This window comes from Fibrisoma montanum, from assembly GCF_003583365.1.
Lineage (GTDB): Bacteria > Bacteroidota > Bacteroidia > Cytophagales > Spirosomataceae > Fibrisoma > Fibrisoma montanum.
In genome coordinates, this window is sequence record NZ_QXED01000011.1 from 16,284 (window position 1) to 32,037 (window position 15,754).

Here is a 15,754-nt window from a genome sequence, read left to right on the forward strand (position 1 = left end):
TTTATAGCGCGGAGTCTCTTTTTTGGTTGTGTTTGCGATAAATCAGCAGAGAAAAGTAACACCTAAGATAGAAAACCATTGTTTGATTCAACCTCCCCGTTACTGACTTCTCCCAGATCCATTGGGCAGTACCCGAAACCCCTTTAAAATTCGTTACCTTTCCGTATCTATTGTTTCTTTGTCAACAATGAACCGGTTGATTGATAATCGTTTACTGGCGGTACTGACGGCTTTTTGTGTCGGTTTAACCGTCATTTCCTGCCAGGAGCCGAGCGCTGAGCCTGACGAGCCGGAACCGACCGAATCGTCGTTTAATCTGCTCCAGCAAAAGCTACTGACCCCAACCTGCGCTACGTCGGGATGCCATGCGTCGGAGAAAGACCCGTCGTTTGCGCAGCACGGTCTGGTATTGGCGGAGGGGCTTTCGCACCAGAATCTGGTAGGCGTAGCGCCGAAGAACAGTGCGGCCCGGGCGGATGGGCTGCTGCGGGTGAAAGCGTTCGCGTCGCTGGAAAGTCTGCTGTACCACAAGCTGACCGGCGAGGCCAACCACCACACGGGTAAGCAGTACGGTAACCCAATGCCACTGGGTATGCCGCTCCTGTCGGAGGGGCAGCTTGAATTCGTACGCCGTTGGATTGACGCGGGGGCTCCTAAAACTGGTGCCATTGCAGACGCCAAACTGCTGGACGATACAGGTACCGCACCGGCAGGGTACGAACCCTTACCCGCTCCCGCTTCTGGTAAGGGCGTGCAGATGAACATTAGTCCGTTCGATGTAGCTCCGAACTTTGAACGGGAATTATTCGTGCGGAAGGGCGTCGGCAATACGCAGGATCTGTATGTGAACCGGTTTGAGATAAAGATGCGGAGCGGCAGCCACCATTTCGTCGCCTACGACTTCCGGAACAAGAATCTGCTGCCTGCGTTGAATGAGGTTCGCGATCTGCGTAACCCCGATAACACGCTTAACCTCCTGACGGCAGTCTCCATGTCGAACCACGTGTATCTGGCGGGCGGTCAGTCGCCTTATGTCGATTATACGTTTCCGGCGGGAACGGCTTTGCTGATACCGGCGGGTGCATCGCTTGACCTGAACTCCCACTACGTCAACAGAACGGGGGCGGTCATGAAAGGGGAGGCCCAGCTTAACTTATACACCGTTGATCGGGCGACCGTGCAGCGGATTGTGAAAACACTGGATCTGAGTAATACCAATCTGAATATTCCGCCCAACAGCCGGGTAACGGTCAGCCGGACGTTTGTGTTTGATAAACCCGGCAAGATTATCACGTTGACATCGCACATGCACAAGCTGGGCGAAAAGTTTGTGATCAAAATCAAGGGCGGTTCTCGCGACGGGGAGGTGGTGTATACATCCACGGATTGGGAACACCCGGACATCATTACGTACACCACGCCACTAACCCTAAAAGCCGGCGAAGGCCTTATCTCTGAAATTACCTACAATAACACCACGAACAAAGCGGTTCGCTTCGGCTTGACCAGCGAGGATGAGATGGGAATTATATTCGGGTACTACGTTGAGGAGTAGGCTATCGACTGGCCGAAGAGGCTGCGCTTGCGCTGCTGGTAATATTTAGACTGGTGGTTGTGGTGATGGTTTCGAGTTTGGCTTTTTCCAGTTCAATGCTGCCGACCTTAAGCTTCGTCAGCTCGGGCAAGGCTAGGCCCGCAATAATGAACAATAGGGAAGCAAACGTAATGAATACGTAAAATCCTTCCGAAAGCAGAGGAGTAGGTTTCGCGTCGGCGTTTTCAATCCAGCCCCGCTCAATCCGAATGGTTTCTCCCATATCCCGTTGCCATCGGGCAATTAATGAGTCCGGGTGGTTGAAGGTAAGCCGGGCAAACTGAGTGAGTTTTACATCGCCGGCTGAATCCAGTTTAAGCAAGGGTTGAACTTTGCTCGGCTGTACGTAACAAACTACGTCTGGCTGGGTGATGGCCCGGACCAGACTTGTTTCTCGGAACAGGAAAAAAATCTGGGCCGAGATCAGCACCAGTATGGCCAGGATGACGACCACGGTTCCTTTCAATCCCTGTGCGCCGACCTCTTTGAGCGGACTGGATTCTTTTCGGTATTTTTTGAGTTGCCGGACGGCCTGATTTGCTTCAAAACTGTTGTGGGCGTATTCGGGAATCCGACCGAATTTAACTAATGCTTTGTCAACGTTTCGCTGGGATTCCGTGGCGAAATTAAACCGCTCGATCAGGCTGCCTTTTTTCTCACGGGCCTGCAGCTGGCGGATCTGGCAGTAGCCGCTCAGATAATGTACGGTGTAACTTTCAGCAGGGGTAATCTTACGGGAAAAATCACCGTAATTATCAGCCTGGGCGGCTTTATCCAGAAAACGAATCGCTTTGTCGAACCGGCCATCGGCTTCTACGGTGTCGTCATTGTCTCGCGCTTTATCACCCAGCCTGGCGTATAGCCTTCCCGACAGAATCAGCGCGTCAAGGTGGCGTCTATCGGTCAGCCGTCGAACAAAGGCCAGATGCTCTTCGGCTTCCTTAAATTGATCCTGTTCAATAAGGATCTCGGCCAGATTGCAACGTAGCGTGAAATCGTTAGGATCTAACCGGCGAGCCTGTTCGAAGACCGCTCGGGCTGCGTTCCATTTTTTCTGTTTCTGATAGACCACTCCCAGGCCGATTCTGGCATCGGTTGCTTTTGGATTAATGCTGATTGCCTGCTGGTACGCTTTAAGGGCTTCTTCCAGATTTGCTTTATAGGATAGAAAGGCCCCCTGATTTTGAAAATCACTATCAATCCAGGCAGTTCTAGGCTTTTTATCGAGCATGTCCAACCCTTTCTGAGCATAATTGGCCAGTTCGGTTTCATCCTGCATGGTGTCGCCGTTTGGTAGCGAGCAGTACTCAATTTTCTTCTGATAGAGCTGGCACAGAAGCAGGACGTAAAGCAGGTTGCCAGGCTCCTTTGCATACACATTCAGAAGTTGGCTTTCGGCTTTATCAAAATCATAATCAACCGAAAACAGAATGCTGCTCAGGTAGGCACTGAAATCATTGAGGTTGTAATTTTTGAGATTCATGCAGGTGTGGATTTAGCCAGCAGGTCCAGATAGTTGGATTTTGCATTATTCCATTCATCCCGGGCTTTTCCATATTCCCCCTTTTTTTCCAGGATGTGGGCCATATTGTGCCGGGCGAACACATGAAGCGGATCCTGCTGGAGCGCGTCTTCGTAGTAATGAAGCGCTTTGTCCAGTTCTTTAAAATCAAGGTGTATGTTGCCGATCAGGTACGTAAGTTCGGCCGTCCGCTCCTGACTGGTACTGTATCTGGCCTTCGTTTTCTGGCATATAGCTAGCGCTTCGTCTTTTTTGCCCAGAGCCGAAAGGCACAAAATCAGGCCTTCAATGATAAAGTATTCATCTGGTTTTTGCCGGAAAGCTCTCTGGTAATAAGGCTCGGCTTCCTCAAACTTGCGCTGGCTGTTGTATAGGACCCCAAGCCAGTAGTTGGCATAATGCTGATAATCACCGGCAGGTTGAGCGGCTTTTGTGAGTGTTTCTATTGCTGCCGGATAGTTATATAGATAGTAATGACATAAGCCAAGGTTTAAAAGAACGTATGCATCCGAGTCTGGTGTAGGTGAAGCCTGGTTATACGTCGTGTAAGTGTCAGCTGCCTTAGTCAGCCGGTCTTTGTTTGCCAGGCCGTTGTTGTAAAGCATGTCGGCAATGGATAACGTTGATTCGGCGCCCGGGGCTATCTGAATGGCTTCCTTCCAGTGAGTCCAGACCTGTTCAAGATCAGCATCCAGGCTTAATAACGTATCGCCAATCTCATAATGAAGCCTGGCCAGCGTTTTGCGGGCCTCTATGACCGTAGTTTCCAGGCTATTGCGGTCGGGTTGTACTTGACCGGGAGCAACCGGGGGAAGCGCAGAAATTGCCTGTTCAGCAGTATCAACCGACTCGGTAACCAGCGCAATAGCTTGCGTGTAATATTGACTGGCTTTGGCTTCCTGAAGTAGAGCGGAGTGGACGTCGCCCAGCGCTTTTAGTATAAATGGATCAGCAGGCGCTAGTTGCCGTGCACACTCATACGCTTCAGCGGCTTTAGAAAAGTGCTTCAACTGGAACTCCATATCGCCAAGTAGTTTCTCCTTATCAAGGGGAGCAATCAGATCAGGTTGAGCCTTAAGGACATCAAGTACGTCCTGATATCGTCTGATATCTTTTCCGCCGAGCCATGTCAATACGTCGAGAGCAAGAGCCGGCTCCGGAGCTTTTGTTAAGCTAATCTTGTATTGGTCTACGGCTTCGTCGTTACGACCTTGCTTGTGAAGTGAAAAGCCCCAGTTAATGTAGCCGTTGGCGTAGTTAGGATCTAATTCGGTGACCTTACGAAACAGCTTTTCGGCTGCCTCAGGGGCGTCGTTCATGATCTTCGTTCCAAAGCTATACAAGTCTTTTACCAACTGCGCCATGGCGTCAGCATCCGGGACGGGCTGGGTTTTCAGAACTTGATCCACCTCCCGAAGAGTTTCTTCAACGGGCTTGATGGCCGGGTTGTCAATGATGATCAGGTGGCCCATGTGCGTACTAGGTAAAAGCCAGGCGTGGTGTTACTTTAATTTTCTGGGATTCTTTTGTAATAAATGTATAGCAATTCACACAAAAGAATATACGGTTTTCTCTCGATTGAGTGAGTGGTAGGCATTGGGCATCAACCATCGCTATACGCAAAAAGCCACCCAATCGGGTGGCTTTCTGGTAACTGGCTTATCAGCCTATATGCTGGTTACACCGGGTGTCAGTTCGGCGGGCGATTACCGCGCCACCTCAATGTTTACCCGACGACCTTTGATTGTGTTGCCTTCCATGGCGTCGACTACGCGGTTGGCCATATCGCTCGGTACGTCCACATACGTGAACTTGTCGAAGATATCGATGTGACCGATGCTGCTGCCCGGAATGTTTGCCTCACCGGCGATGGCACCAACGATGTCGCCCGGACGAACGTAGTCCTTACGGCCGATGCTGACGAACAGACGCGTCATGTTTGCATCGCGCTCGCGCTGCGGGCGGTCGTTGTCCTTGTCGAAATAACCCCGACGGCCACCTCCCGGTCCGTCGGTACGCGGTCCGTCGTTACGGTCACGCGTACCACGCTCGTCGCGCTCGAAACGCCCACCCCGATCACGGTCGCCAAAGCTGCGCGGGCCGTCATTGCGGTCGCGCCGGTCGCTAAAGCGTGCATCACGGTCGCCGAAACGGCTGTCGCTACGGCCCCGACGGTCGTCGCGCTCGAAACGCCCACCCCGATCGCCAAAGCCACGCGATCCGTCATTCCGGTCGCGCCGTTCGCGACGGTCGTCTTCCAGACCGAGGTTCTGATCGGCAAATTCGTTCTTTTCAATACCCATGCTGCGTTTCACCAGAGCGGCTACTACCTGTTCGGTCGAGAAGCCGGCGTGGTGCAGCTGCGTCAGCAGGTCATCGTACAGATTCAGGTCCTTGCTCTCGTTGATCGTCTGCTGCAGTTGCTCGATAAACCGGGCTTTACGGATACCGACGATGTCTTCAAACGACGGGATAACGCCTTTCTCAACCTTAACCTTCGTATAGGTCTGGATTTCGCGGAAGCGATACTTCTCGTCGCGGCCGACTAGTGAGAACGCCCGGCCCGACTTACCGGCGCGGCCCGTACGGCCAATCCGGTGCACATAATATTCTTCGTCGAGGGGAATATCGAAGTTGATAACCGCATCGACATCGTCAACGTCGATACCACGAGCGGCTACGTCAGTAGCAACCAGGATGTTGGTAGTACCGGCGCGGAACTTCGACATTACGTTGTTCCGTTGTGCCTGGCGCAGATCGCCGTGCAGTCCCTCGGCCATGTAGCCACGAATCTGCAGGTCTTCAACGATCTCATCTACCTTACGCTTGGTATTACAGAATACCAGGAGCAGTTTCAGATCGTAGGTATCGATCAGGCGGCACATCACCTCCACTTTCGCTTTCGGCTTCACCTCGAAATAAACCTGCTCGATGTTCTGGTTTGTCAGTTCTTTCTTAACGACCTTCACCAGCACCGGATCTTTCTGGAACTTCTGGGTGATCGTCATGATCGGCTTCGACATCGTAGCCGAGAACAGGATCGTCTGCCGTTCCTGGGGCATATCTTCCAGAATGCTCTCAATGTCCTCGCGGAAGCCCATATCCAGCATCTCGTCGGCTTCGTCAAGAATCATCATCCGGACGTTGTCGAGCTTCAGCGTATTACGCTCCATGTGATCCATGACACGGCCCGGCGTACCGATAACAATATGCACACCGCCCTTCAGCGACCGGATCTGCCGCTCGATAGAGTCGCCACCGTAGATGGCTTCGACCCGCAGACCGCGCTTATACTTCGCCAGTTTGCGAACCTCGTCGGCTACCTGCAGCGCCAGCTCACGCGTTGGGCACAGTACCAGCACCTGAACGGAGCGATCGCTCGTATCAATTAATTCGAGGGCCGGAATACCAAACGCAGCGGTTTTACCCGTACCCGTCTGAGCTTGTCCGATCACGTCGCGACCAGCCAGAATGGGTGGAATAGCCTCGGCCTGAATCGGCGATGGGCTAACAAAGCCCATGTCGGTTACGGCCTGAAGCAGATCGTCAGAAATGTCAAGATCGGCAAAGGTCTTCTGGTTAGGATCGGCAGCTTTCGGCGTTGCAGCAACGGGCTCAGCGATCTCGACCGGAGCCGTTTCAATTTGGACAACTTCAGTTGCCACGTCGTCTGTTGTCAGGAAAACTTCCTGAGTTTCAGGTTGATTTTGTTCCACTTGCATGAAAAAATAAAAATGAATTATGGATGAAAATCCAAGCGAGACGAGTGTGCCGGTGAACGGCGCGAAACTGCGGAATTGCCCAACGAACGAAGCTGCCCAACTGACCCAACAAGGCCCAGACCTCTAACCTACCACCAGAGGAACGAGACAACAAAAAACGATTGACGATTAGCCTACGCGCAAGAGTATCCACTCCGGGTGCTCTTATCCAAAGAGCGTCCACACAGAAACCCATCCGTACATCCGTACTGGCTCTGTCAGACCTAACTCAGCGTAATTACAGGAGAGATGCAGAGACGCAACGGATGTTGCTTGATATTACTATTACAAAAGTAAGACAGAAATCGTTCCGGTGCAAATTTCAATGTTAAGAAATTGTATTTTTCCTGTTCCGGCGCTACAAAACTTAGTAGCATTAGCCAGTTTTTTGGGTTATTCGTTGAACAAACCGGCAAATTTCCGGGGAACAGTCGTTTGAAACCGAAGCGCTTCCCCCGTAATGGGATGCGTGAACGATAATACCCAGGCGTGTAGACCTAACCGACCGATGGGGTTGCTCCTGGCGCCATATTTGATGTCGCCGACTACCGGATGCCCCAGGTCCTGCATGTGAACGCGTATCTGATTTTTTCGTCCGGTCTCCAGATCCACTTTCAGTAAGGCATACCGGGACGTCTGCTTCAGCGTCTGGTAGTGCGTAATCGCCAGTTGACCGTCGCCGGGGTTCTGACTTGAGTAAACCACCAGGGCCTTGCTCTCCTGAAGGTAGGACTGTACGGTCCCCGCGGGCTGTCTCAACACGCCTTCCGTTACGGCCAGATACGTCCGCTGCTCCACGGCGGTTTGCCACGATTCCTGCAGCAGCCTCTTAACCGGTTCATTCTTTGCAAAAACCATTAAACCGGATGTATCGCGGTCGAGCCGGTGTACGATGAACAGCTTGTTGGCTGGATTCTGCTTTTTGATGTGACTGCTCAGGATGTGGTAGGCCGTGTTGGTTTTCTGGGTGTGGGTAGCAATGGACAACAACCCTTCCTGTTTGTCGATGACGATCAGGTGCTCATCCTCAAACACAATCGTTAGCCCCTTGTAGACGTTCGTAGCCGATCTTTTTTCGCGTCGAACTTCAACTTGCTGCCCAACCTGAAGTGAATGGTTATGCTGCGTCACTACCCGGCCGTCGACGACGATCTGACCGTCCCGCAGCAAGGTTTTGATGTTATTCCGGTTTTTGTGCGGAAGCTGAGCTATTAAAAAGGGCATCAGTTCACCGACTTCTTTCACCACCATACGGGGTGCCAGAGGCAGGGCTTTCCGTGAGGAACGCGGAGGAGGTTTACCGGGCATTCAGTCTTTATTTGGGGGTGGAAAACAACAGTTGATACGCTAAAGTACTACGTATCTCACTTCCCTTCTTTCAATAATTCGACCAGCAGCGTCATTTCATTCGCAGTAGCTTCGGCATCACCGGAGTAGCCGATGCCCCGGTAGCGAACCCGGCCCTGTGGATCAATAATGACTTTGGTTGGAATGCCCTGCACTTTATACGCATTGGCAACCCGCTGTCCGGCATCGACCGGTACGACGAAATCACCGTAGGGTCGCTTGGCCATGAAATCATGGACGCGCTGCAAAGGACCACCCTCGCGGGTATTCACGAACAGGAACTGCACCTTGGGGTCGTTTTTGAAATACGCCTTCGCCTGCTGCATGGCCGGGAATGACATGATGCAGGGTACGCACCAGGTCGCCCAGAAGTCCAGCACGACCACTTTGCCCCGCAACGATGCCAGCGATACCTTCTGGCCTTTGAGGTCGGTCATGGTGAAAGCGGGAGCGGGTTCGTTAATCAACGTGCTGCGTAGCTCTTCGCGCAGGTCGGCCCGCAGGTCGGCTTCGAGTTTGGCTACGTACGTTTCCGCTTCGGCGGCATTGCCGGTCTTTTTCGCGTAGTAGTCACGCAGGGCGTTTTTGAGCCGATTGTTGGAACGGCCTTCCTGCACAAATGCTTCAACATTCGGGCGGGCCGCTTCGCCGTTGCCGGTGCGGAGGGCGCACAGCCAGTACCGTTCGTTGGTTTTAATGTCGCTGTCCTCCGGATTGGCCGTATTGATGGCTTTCAGATACGTATCGTAAGCCTCCTTATCTTTACCCTGCTGTTCAAGCGCAAAGGCATACGTAGCCAGGTATTGTCGTTTGCGGGCTTGCTGCTCAGCTTCCCACTGCGCCGACGGCCGGGCGGGTTTAGGCTGTGCATCCAGAACGGCCAGCGCCCGTTTGATCATCCATTCGGCTTCGGTCAGGCCGCGCCGGTCTTCGGCCAGTTGATTGGCTACGCTGTTGAGCCACTGCGGATCGACGGAGGCATTGGGTAACGGCTCGATGAACGCCACCAGACCGCGCAGATCACCCGCCTTGTAGTAGCCGTCAGTAATCATGTTGGTCAGCACCGGCGTGTGCGTCGAGTTGGGAAAATCCTTAACAAACGCTTCGTAAGCCGCCTTTTTCTTAGCCCAGTTCGGTTCGTTCCGGACGGCCTCAGCGCGTGATTTCTGCATCAGAGGTCCCTTAGGGTCCAGGTTTTTCATCCGGTCGCGCAGGGCATTGGCCTTGGCGAAATCGCCCATCTGCTCATACAGACCGCTGGCTCGGGTCAACTCGTCGGCGGTTGGTTCCGGCCGCGACGTCAGGTACGCATCGATGTATGCTTTTACCTTGGGGCCGTATCCCGGCTTCCGCTGTTTTATCATCGCCAGGGCATAATCTGACCAGTACTGGGGTTTATGCTCGGGGTACTGAATCAGCTCCCATTCGTACAGCAGCACGAGCCAGTTGGGATCGGCCCGACCATCAAGGTCATACATAAATCCGGTACGGCTGAACACGGAAGCCTGACCGCCCAGTGCGTGTGGTACCAGACAGTCTTTCCCATCGTAGAAAGGAATCGAATACAACCGTCCGTTGTTCAGATCAGTCCGTTTGGCGGCTTTGGCGTTGCGGAAGGCGATCATCATACCCGCCGTTCCGGCTCGCTGTGCCGGAAGCTGCCCCGTAAACGAGTCGCCCTGCCGGACCAGTGGAACCGGTATGCCTTTGCTGAATTTGATACTACCCGGATCGTTGTAGCGTACGTAACGGCCTTCCAGGGTAGTGTCGCCCGCCAGTGGGGTTCGCTGGGGCGTATAGGTAAACGAGACCACCTGCCCAAGTTGCGGCTTCTCGGGCGAGAACTTGAACTGAGCCGTGGCTGGTAGAACTACGGCTACGCTGAGTAAGAGACTGTAAACTGCTTTCACATCCACAAAGTACAATTGGTTACCGAAACGGTCAATAAGAATCTGCGTTTCTTAGCTACTCTCCGGCGCCGGAAAGCTTTTGGGCTCCATCACCCAGACCCTCCGAAGGGGGTAGGAATAAAGCACAGGCCACAAACGAAGCGGGAAATAAATAGTCGGTCTGCCGGATTGACCAATGACTTACTTTCCGGCTCAACACCCAAACTTAGCTGTTGGCAAACGGTTAATTCACAACAAAAGCTACAAGTATGAACACGTGGAAACGAATGTATGCACCGGGTGAGGAGGGTGGCTCACGGCCCGAAGGTACCGACGAGGCCAACGAACGCGATGATGCGTTGCAGGGCGGTGATATGGGCAATGAGGCTGATGCTGCGTTGGGTGGCCTGACCGATGGCGGAGAGGCCGCCGTCGATACCAGCGGGGCAATGGGCCTTTCGGGTGAAGACTACGAAAAAACGGCTTGAGCAGATACAAACGCCTGGTGAATGGCCAGGCGTTTGTATCTGCTTGTGGGGCTGCTAGACGGCTACTGCTTCTTCCTGACGTACTGGCCGCGACACCGCCCATAAACCGAGATAGGTGAATAAGCCATTCAGGATCAGCCGCTCAAAACCGAACTGGTACCCATTGAACCAGGCAACTGAGTTGACGTTGACGATATAGGTCAGCACCGGCGATACCAGGCAGATCCAGGGAACAAAACGATCTGTGACCGGCCGTTTGCTGAACAGTCCGAAGGCATACAGACCCAGCAGAGGGCCGTATGTGTACCCCGCCAGGTCGAATACGGCCGTGATGACGTCGCTGCTGTTCAGGCGGTTGAAGATGACGATAACAATCCAGAACAGCACCGAAAAACCGATGTGCACGTAGTGCTTGATGCGGGCTCGTTCGGTTTCCGGTCGTTTTTCTACATTCATGAAATCCACGCAGAACGAGGTGGTGAGAGCCGTCAGGGCTGAATCTGAACTGGCGTAGGTAGCGGCCGTAATACCCAGCAGGAACGTAATGCCCACCACAACCCCGAAGTGGTTAAGCGCCAGCATGGGGTAAAGGTTGTCGGTTTTAGCCGGAATTGCGATGCCCTTCGCATTGGCGTAGAGGTACAGCAAAGCACCAAGGCTCAGGAACAGGAAGTTCACAATGGTCAGCGTGATGGTAAACCAGAACATATTTTTCTGGGCTTCGCCAATGTTTTTGCAGGTCAGGTTTTTCTGCATCAGGTCCTGATCCAGGCCGGTCATCACAATGGCGATGAAAATGCCGGACAGAAACTGCTTGATAAAATTTTTGGGATCGTTGGCATCCCAGTAGAATATCTGCGAATACGGGCTGTCTCCGATGGCGGTCGACATTTCGCTAAAGCTGTAATTCAGTTCACGGGCAATGAGGATGATCGTCAGCACCACGGCTGTGATCAGGAAGGTCGTTTGCAGCGTATCCGTTACGATAATGGTCTTTACCCCGCCTTTGAACGTATAAAGCCAGATCAGCAGGATCGTGATGGCTACCGAGACTTCAAACGGTATGCCCAGCGGGCCAAAAATGGCGAGCTGCAACACGCCGGCCGCAACGTAGAGCCGCACCGCCGACCCAACCGTTCGGGCCAGAACGAAAAAGCCGGCACCGGTTTTATACGACCAGAAACCGAAGCGCTTTTCCAGGTAGCCGTAGATCGAAATCAGGTTCATCCGGTAATACAGCGGCATCAGAACGGCCCCAATGACGTAGTATCCAATCATGTACCCCAGCACTACCTGAAAATACGAAAACCCCTTGGTACCGACGGCCCCCGGCACCGAGATGAACGTCACGCCCGACAGCGACGTACCGATCATAGCAAAGGCTACCAGGTACCAGGGCGACTGGCGGTTAGCCGTAAAAAAAGTGTTCGTATCGGCCCCCCGGGAGGTATAGTACGAAACGATGATCAGCATGCCGAAATAGGCAATCAGAATGGTAAGCGCGACGGTGCTATTCATTTGGCGAACGGGCAACTTTTTAGCCCGGAATAAGGTTATTTCTACGTACCTGAGCCGCTTTTAGAAGCAGTCAAATTTCAGTAAATTTGCTAAATAAACACACTTTACCCGCTCATGCAACCTTTTGAAGAAACCTCGGTGGATGTGCTCGACGAAGTCATCGAAACGGACGTCCATAACCTCGTGGTCTTCAATGACGATGTGAACACCTTTGATCACGTGATTGAAACCCTGATTGACGTGTGTGGCCACACGCCCGAACAGGCCGAACAGTGTACGCTCCTGATCCATTTCAAAGGCAAGTGCAGCGTCAAGAACGGATCGTGGGAGGAACTGGTGCCCATGCGCAACGAAATCTGCCGGCGCGGTATCAGCGCGGAAGTGCTTAACTAATTGTGAAGGAGTTAATTAGTGAATAGATGCCGACTCTGTAATTCACTAATTGAACCATTCACTCATTCGCTCATTCAATGGAGTATCCATCCAAACTTATAGAGGACGCGGTGAACGAAGTGTCGAAGTTGCCGGGGATTGGGAAAAAAACCGCCCTGCGACTGGTGCTGCACCTGCTCAAACGCGACGAAGAACAAACCGAATCGCTGGCCAACGCGCTGAAGGCGGTGCGTTCGCAAACCAAATATTGCCAGAAGTGCCACAACCTGTCCGACCATGACCTGTGCAGTATCTGCGCGAGCCGCAAACGCGACGAATCGCTGATCTGCGTAGTCGAAGATACCCGCGACGTACTGGCCATTGAGAACACGGCCCAGTACAAAGGCCTGTATCACGTGCTGGGTGGTATTATCTCGCCGGTAGAAGGCGTGGGGCCCAGCGACCTGCAGATTGAATCGTTACTCACCCGCCTGCGTAGCCCGGAAGGCGAACAGGTGAAGGAGATCATTCTGGCGATTAGCCCAACCATGGAGGGCGACACCACGGCGTTTTATCTGCAGAAGAAACTAAGGCCGTTTAATCTCCGTATCTCAACCATTGCCCGGGGTGTTCCGATTGGGGGAGACCTTGAATACGCCGACGAAGTAACGCTCGGCCGAAGCATACTGAGCCGCATCGCCTACGATTAACGCAGGCTTGCCATTGCTTTTTTGGCTATCCCCACCCGGGTAGACTTCTTGACGAAGTCTACCCGGGTGGGGATAGCCGTTTTATTAACCCCCGGACAATCCATCATTCCATAAAAACTCCTTTTCTTTGCGGAGACGCAAACATCGGCCGGACAGGACGGTTTTGCTAAGGAATGTAGTTTCATACCAAATCAACACACTCCGCATGAATCGTTCCGAGTTTCTGAAACTGGCTTTCGGTGCATCCCTGGGCCTTACTACTCTTCGTTCGTATGGATTTGGCTCCTTCCAGGCCGAAGGGCCGTTCAAACTGGCTCCTCTGCCATTCGACGCGGGTGCGCTGGAGCCGCACATCGACAAAATGACGATGGAAATTCACCACGGTAAGCACCACAAAGCATACGTGGATAACCTCAACAAAGCTGTTGCCGGTACTAAGTACGCATCGATGAGCATCGACGATCTGGTGAAGGGCATTGACAGCAGCACACCGGCGGCTATCCGCAACAACGGTGGGGGGCACTGGAACCACACGTTTTTCTGGAACAGTCTGTCGGCCAAAGGCGGTGGCGCACCGAAAGGCGCACTTGCCGAAGCGATCAACCGGAAGTACAACTCATTCGACAACTTCAAGTCTGAATGGGCCAAAGCCGCCGGTGGCCGCTTTGGTTCGGGCTGGGTGTGGCTGATCAAAAACGGGAACGATGTAGAAATTACGTCAACACCGAACCAGGACAATCCGCTGATGCAACTGGCCGAGAAAAAAGGCACTCCGCTGCTGGGACTCGACGTGTGGGAGCACGCCTACTACCTCAAGTATCAGAACCGGCGGCCCGATTACGTTACGGCTGCCTGGAATGTATACGACTGGGATAAGGTAGGACAGCTGTTCGCCAGTTCGAAATAAGTGTTCAATTTTCGATTTACAGGTTTCGGTGCCCGTTGCTGACCGAGACCTGTAAACCGAAAACTAATCAAACTCCTGCTCCGGTACGTGCAGTGGAAGGTACACATGAAATGTAGTGCCCCGGCCCACTTCACTCTCGACCGTGATGGTTCCGCCGTGGTTTTCGACCACTCGTTTGCAGGTGGCCAGTCCTATACCTGATCCGGCAAACTGCTGGCGACCGTGTAACCGGCTGAACAAACCAAAAATCTTCTCAAAGTCTTTCGGGTCAATACCGATGCCGTTGTCCTGCACGCTGACGGTAGCATATTCCTGCGTACGGTCCAGAGCCGGGAATTCCGGCACATCGACCCCCCGGACCAGACCTCCGGAGAGCGTTACCTCCGGACGCGTGTCGGGCCGGTTAAACTTCAGAGCGTTTACGATCAGGTTCTGAAACAACTGCCGCAATTGCGTTGGATCGCCCGGCACCATCGGGATCGTTGTGCCTACCTTCAGAATCGCCTGCCGTTCGTTGACCATTACTTCCAGATCAACCTGCAGGTCGTTCAGTAGGTCAATAAGGCTTACCAGTCGGTAGTTCGTTTGCAGGGATACGTCCGTCGGAGTTGTTAAACGGGCGTAGTCCAGCAGGTTCCGGATCAAGGTGTTCATCCGATCGGCCGCCGACTGCATCCGCCGGACGAGGTCCTGGCCGGCTTCGTCGAGCTGGCTCACGTACCGATCGGCCAGTATATCACCGAAGGACTTGATCTTACGCAGCGGTTCCTGCAAGTCGTGGGAGGCTACGTAGGCAAACTGTTCAAGGCTTTTGTTGGAGCGCTGCAGATCGTTGTTCATGCGCTGCAGCGTTTGTTGCTGACGATACTGCTCCGACACATTTCGGTATACACAGATACACATCAGAATCTCGCCCTGTTCGTTCCGTACCGGGCCGACGTAACATTCACACCGCCACGCTCCCCAATGATCGCTGAACGAGTGTTGTTCGCCCTGAAGTGCCGACCCGACGTAACGCTTCCAGTCAGACTTAAATTCGGGAATGATGGTGTCGAGGAGCGGCTTGCCAATCACATCCGAGGTTTGCTGGCTGCTGTATAGCCCGGGCAGACTGCCGTTGGCAAAAAGCACGTACTGATCCTGGTTAACGACCACTACACACATCCCCGGCACGGTTGTCGTCAACGTTTTGAAGAGAATAGCTTCGCTCTGAAGCGCGTGGGTGGCTTTTTTCAGGGGGGTAATATCCGTAAACGAAACAACAGCGCTCTGCCCATCGCCAACCGGTTCGATACATAAGTCGAACCAGTGATCTTTGTGGGTTCGGCTGATGCGGTAAAACAGTTCGGAACGGTGGGGCTGACCGGTGCTGATAACCTGATGGATGTCCTGCCAGAGCGTAGTGGGCTGCGTAACCGGAAACAGGTCAGCAGTCGTCTGATTGAGCATGTCCTGCCTTGTGATACCAATGATATCCTCAGCCCGCCGGTTAACCAGCCGTACCCGCAGGGTGTCAATCTGACCATCATCCCGGCGGTCAGCTTCGTAAATTATTATACCACTGGCTGATTGATCCAGGGCCACCTGCCAGAGCGAGTCAGACGGCCGGGAACGATCGCCAAGATCATTTTCCATACTGTTGAGTA

The 15,754-nt window shown here is 53.2% G+C and carries 12 protein-coding genes; 5 read left to right on the plus strand and 7 right to left on the minus strand.

The window, feature by feature from the left end:
• The first annotated feature begins 187 nt into the window (after positions 1–187).
• Positions 188–1,555 carry a monooxygenase gene (locus DYU11_RS28010; protein ID WP_119671055.1) on the plus strand — a complete coding sequence of 456 codons (1,368 nt, stop codon included), beginning with the start codon at positions 188–190 and terminating at the stop codon, positions 1,553–1,555.
• A 1-nt stretch (position 1,556) separates the two neighbouring features.
• On the opposite strand, the gene DYU11_RS28015 is transcribed toward DYU11_RS28010, so the two are convergent.
• From DYU11_RS28015 to DYU11_RS28035, 5 genes are all read right to left on the minus strand, one after another.
• Positions 1,557–3,077, minus strand: a complete 1,521-nt coding sequence (locus DYU11_RS28015; protein ID WP_119671056.1) for a tetratricopeptide repeat protein — start codon at positions 3,075–3,077, stop codon at positions 1,557–1,559.
• Positions 3,074–4,525 carry a tetratricopeptide repeat protein gene (locus DYU11_RS28020; RefSeq protein WP_158600381.1) on the minus strand — a complete coding sequence of 484 codons (1,452 nt, stop codon included), beginning with the start codon at positions 4,523–4,525 and terminating at the stop codon, positions 3,074–3,076. The genes DYU11_RS28015 and DYU11_RS28020 overlap by 4 nt, the downstream gene beginning before the upstream one ends.
• Positions 4,526–4,822: 297 nt before the next feature.
• The gene (locus DYU11_RS28025; RefSeq protein WP_119671058.1) at positions 4,823–6,838 is read right to left on the minus strand and encodes a DEAD/DEAH box helicase; all 2,016 of its coding nucleotides are present in this window, start codon (positions 6,836–6,838) and stop codon (positions 4,823–4,825) included.
• Between the two features lie 432 nt (positions 6,839–7,270).
• Complete coding sequence (locus DYU11_RS28030) at positions 7,271–8,185, minus strand: RluA family pseudouridine synthase (protein WP_119671059.1); 915 nt, start codon at positions 8,183–8,185, stop codon at positions 7,271–7,273.
• Positions 8,186–8,241: 56 nt separating this feature from the next.
• The gene (locus DYU11_RS28035) at positions 8,242–10,134 is read right to left on the minus strand and encodes a TlpA disulfide reductase family protein (protein ID WP_229366092.1); all 1,893 of its coding nucleotides are present in this window, start codon (positions 10,132–10,134) and stop codon (positions 8,242–8,244) included.
• Between the two features lie 248 nt (positions 10,135–10,382).
• Between DYU11_RS28035 and DYU11_RS28040 the strand changes: the two genes are divergently transcribed.
• Entirely contained in the window at positions 10,383–10,601 is a 219-nt protein-coding gene (locus DYU11_RS28040) for a hypothetical protein (protein ID WP_147368061.1), read from the plus strand.
• A gap of 54 nt (positions 10,602–10,655) precedes the next feature.
• On the opposite strand, the gene DYU11_RS28045 is transcribed toward DYU11_RS28040, so the two are convergent.
• Positions 10,656–12,119, minus strand: a complete 1,464-nt coding sequence (locus tag DYU11_RS28045; protein WP_119671061.1) for a sodium:solute symporter — start codon at positions 12,117–12,119, stop codon at positions 10,656–10,658.
• A 114-nt stretch (positions 12,120–12,233) separates the two neighbouring features.
• On the opposite strand from DYU11_RS28045, the gene DYU11_RS28050 reads away from it, so the two are divergent.
• The 3 genes from DYU11_RS28050 (at position 12,234) to DYU11_RS28060 (ending at position 14,108) form a co-directional block, all read left to right on the plus strand.
• On the plus strand, positions 12,234–12,512 hold the full coding sequence (locus DYU11_RS28050) for an ATP-dependent Clp protease adaptor ClpS (RefSeq protein WP_119671062.1): 279 nt from the start codon (positions 12,234–12,236) through the stop codon (positions 12,510–12,512).
• Between the two features lie 77 nt (positions 12,513–12,589).
• Positions 12,590–13,201 (plus strand): recombination mediator RecR, encoded by a 612-nt coding sequence (gene recR, locus DYU11_RS28055; protein ID WP_119671063.1) that lies wholly within the window; start codon positions 12,590–12,592, stop codon positions 13,199–13,201.
• A 205-nt stretch (positions 13,202–13,406) separates the two neighbouring features.
• The gene (locus tag DYU11_RS28060; RefSeq protein ID WP_119671064.1) at positions 13,407–14,108 is read left to right on the plus strand and encodes a superoxide dismutase; all 702 of its coding nucleotides are present in this window, start codon (positions 13,407–13,409) and stop codon (positions 14,106–14,108) included.
• Between the two features lie 63 nt (positions 14,109–14,171).
• Here the strand turns inward: DYU11_RS28060 and DYU11_RS28065 are convergent, their stop codons facing one another.
• A complete protein-coding gene (locus DYU11_RS28065) occupies positions 14,172–15,743 on the minus strand; it encodes a PAS domain-containing sensor histidine kinase (protein WP_119671065.1) in 1,572 nt (523 codons plus the stop codon).
• Positions 15,744–15,754: the final 11 nt, after the last annotated feature.

Coding starts and splice junctions, on each gene's coding strand:
- DYU11_RS28010 (WP_119671055.1), top strand. CDS start 188: ATGAACCGGTTGATTGATAATCGTTTACTGGCGGTACTGACGGCTTTT.
- DYU11_RS28015 (WP_119671056.1), bottom strand. CDS start 3,077: ATGAATCTCAAAAATTACAACCTCAATGATTTCAGTGCCTACCTGAGC.
- DYU11_RS28025 (WP_119671058.1), bottom strand. CDS start 6,838: ATGCAAGTGGAACAAAATCAACCTGAAACTCAGGAAGTTTTCCTGACA.
- DYU11_RS28030 (WP_119671059.1), bottom strand. CDS start 8,185: ATGCCCGGTAAACCTCCTCCGCGTTCCTCACGGAAAGCCCTGCCTCTG.
- DYU11_RS28040 (WP_147368061.1), top strand. CDS start 10,383: ATGAACACGTGGAAACGAATGTATGCACCGGGTGAGGAGGGTGGCTCA.
- DYU11_RS28045 (WP_119671061.1), bottom strand. CDS start 12,119: ATGAATAGCACCGTCGCGCTTACCATTCTGATTGCCTATTTCGGCATG.
- DYU11_RS28050 (WP_119671062.1), top strand. CDS start 12,234: ATGCAACCTTTTGAAGAAACCTCGGTGGATGTGCTCGACGAAGTCATC.
- recR (WP_119671063.1), top strand. CDS start 12,590: ATGGAGTATCCATCCAAACTTATAGAGGACGCGGTGAACGAAGTGTCG.
- DYU11_RS28060 (WP_119671064.1), top strand. CDS start 13,407: ATGAATCGTTCCGAGTTTCTGAAACTGGCTTTCGGTGCATCCCTGGGC.
- DYU11_RS28065 (WP_119671065.1), bottom strand. CDS start 15,743: ATGGAAAATGATCTTGGCGATCGTTCCCGGCCGTCTGACTCGCTCTGG.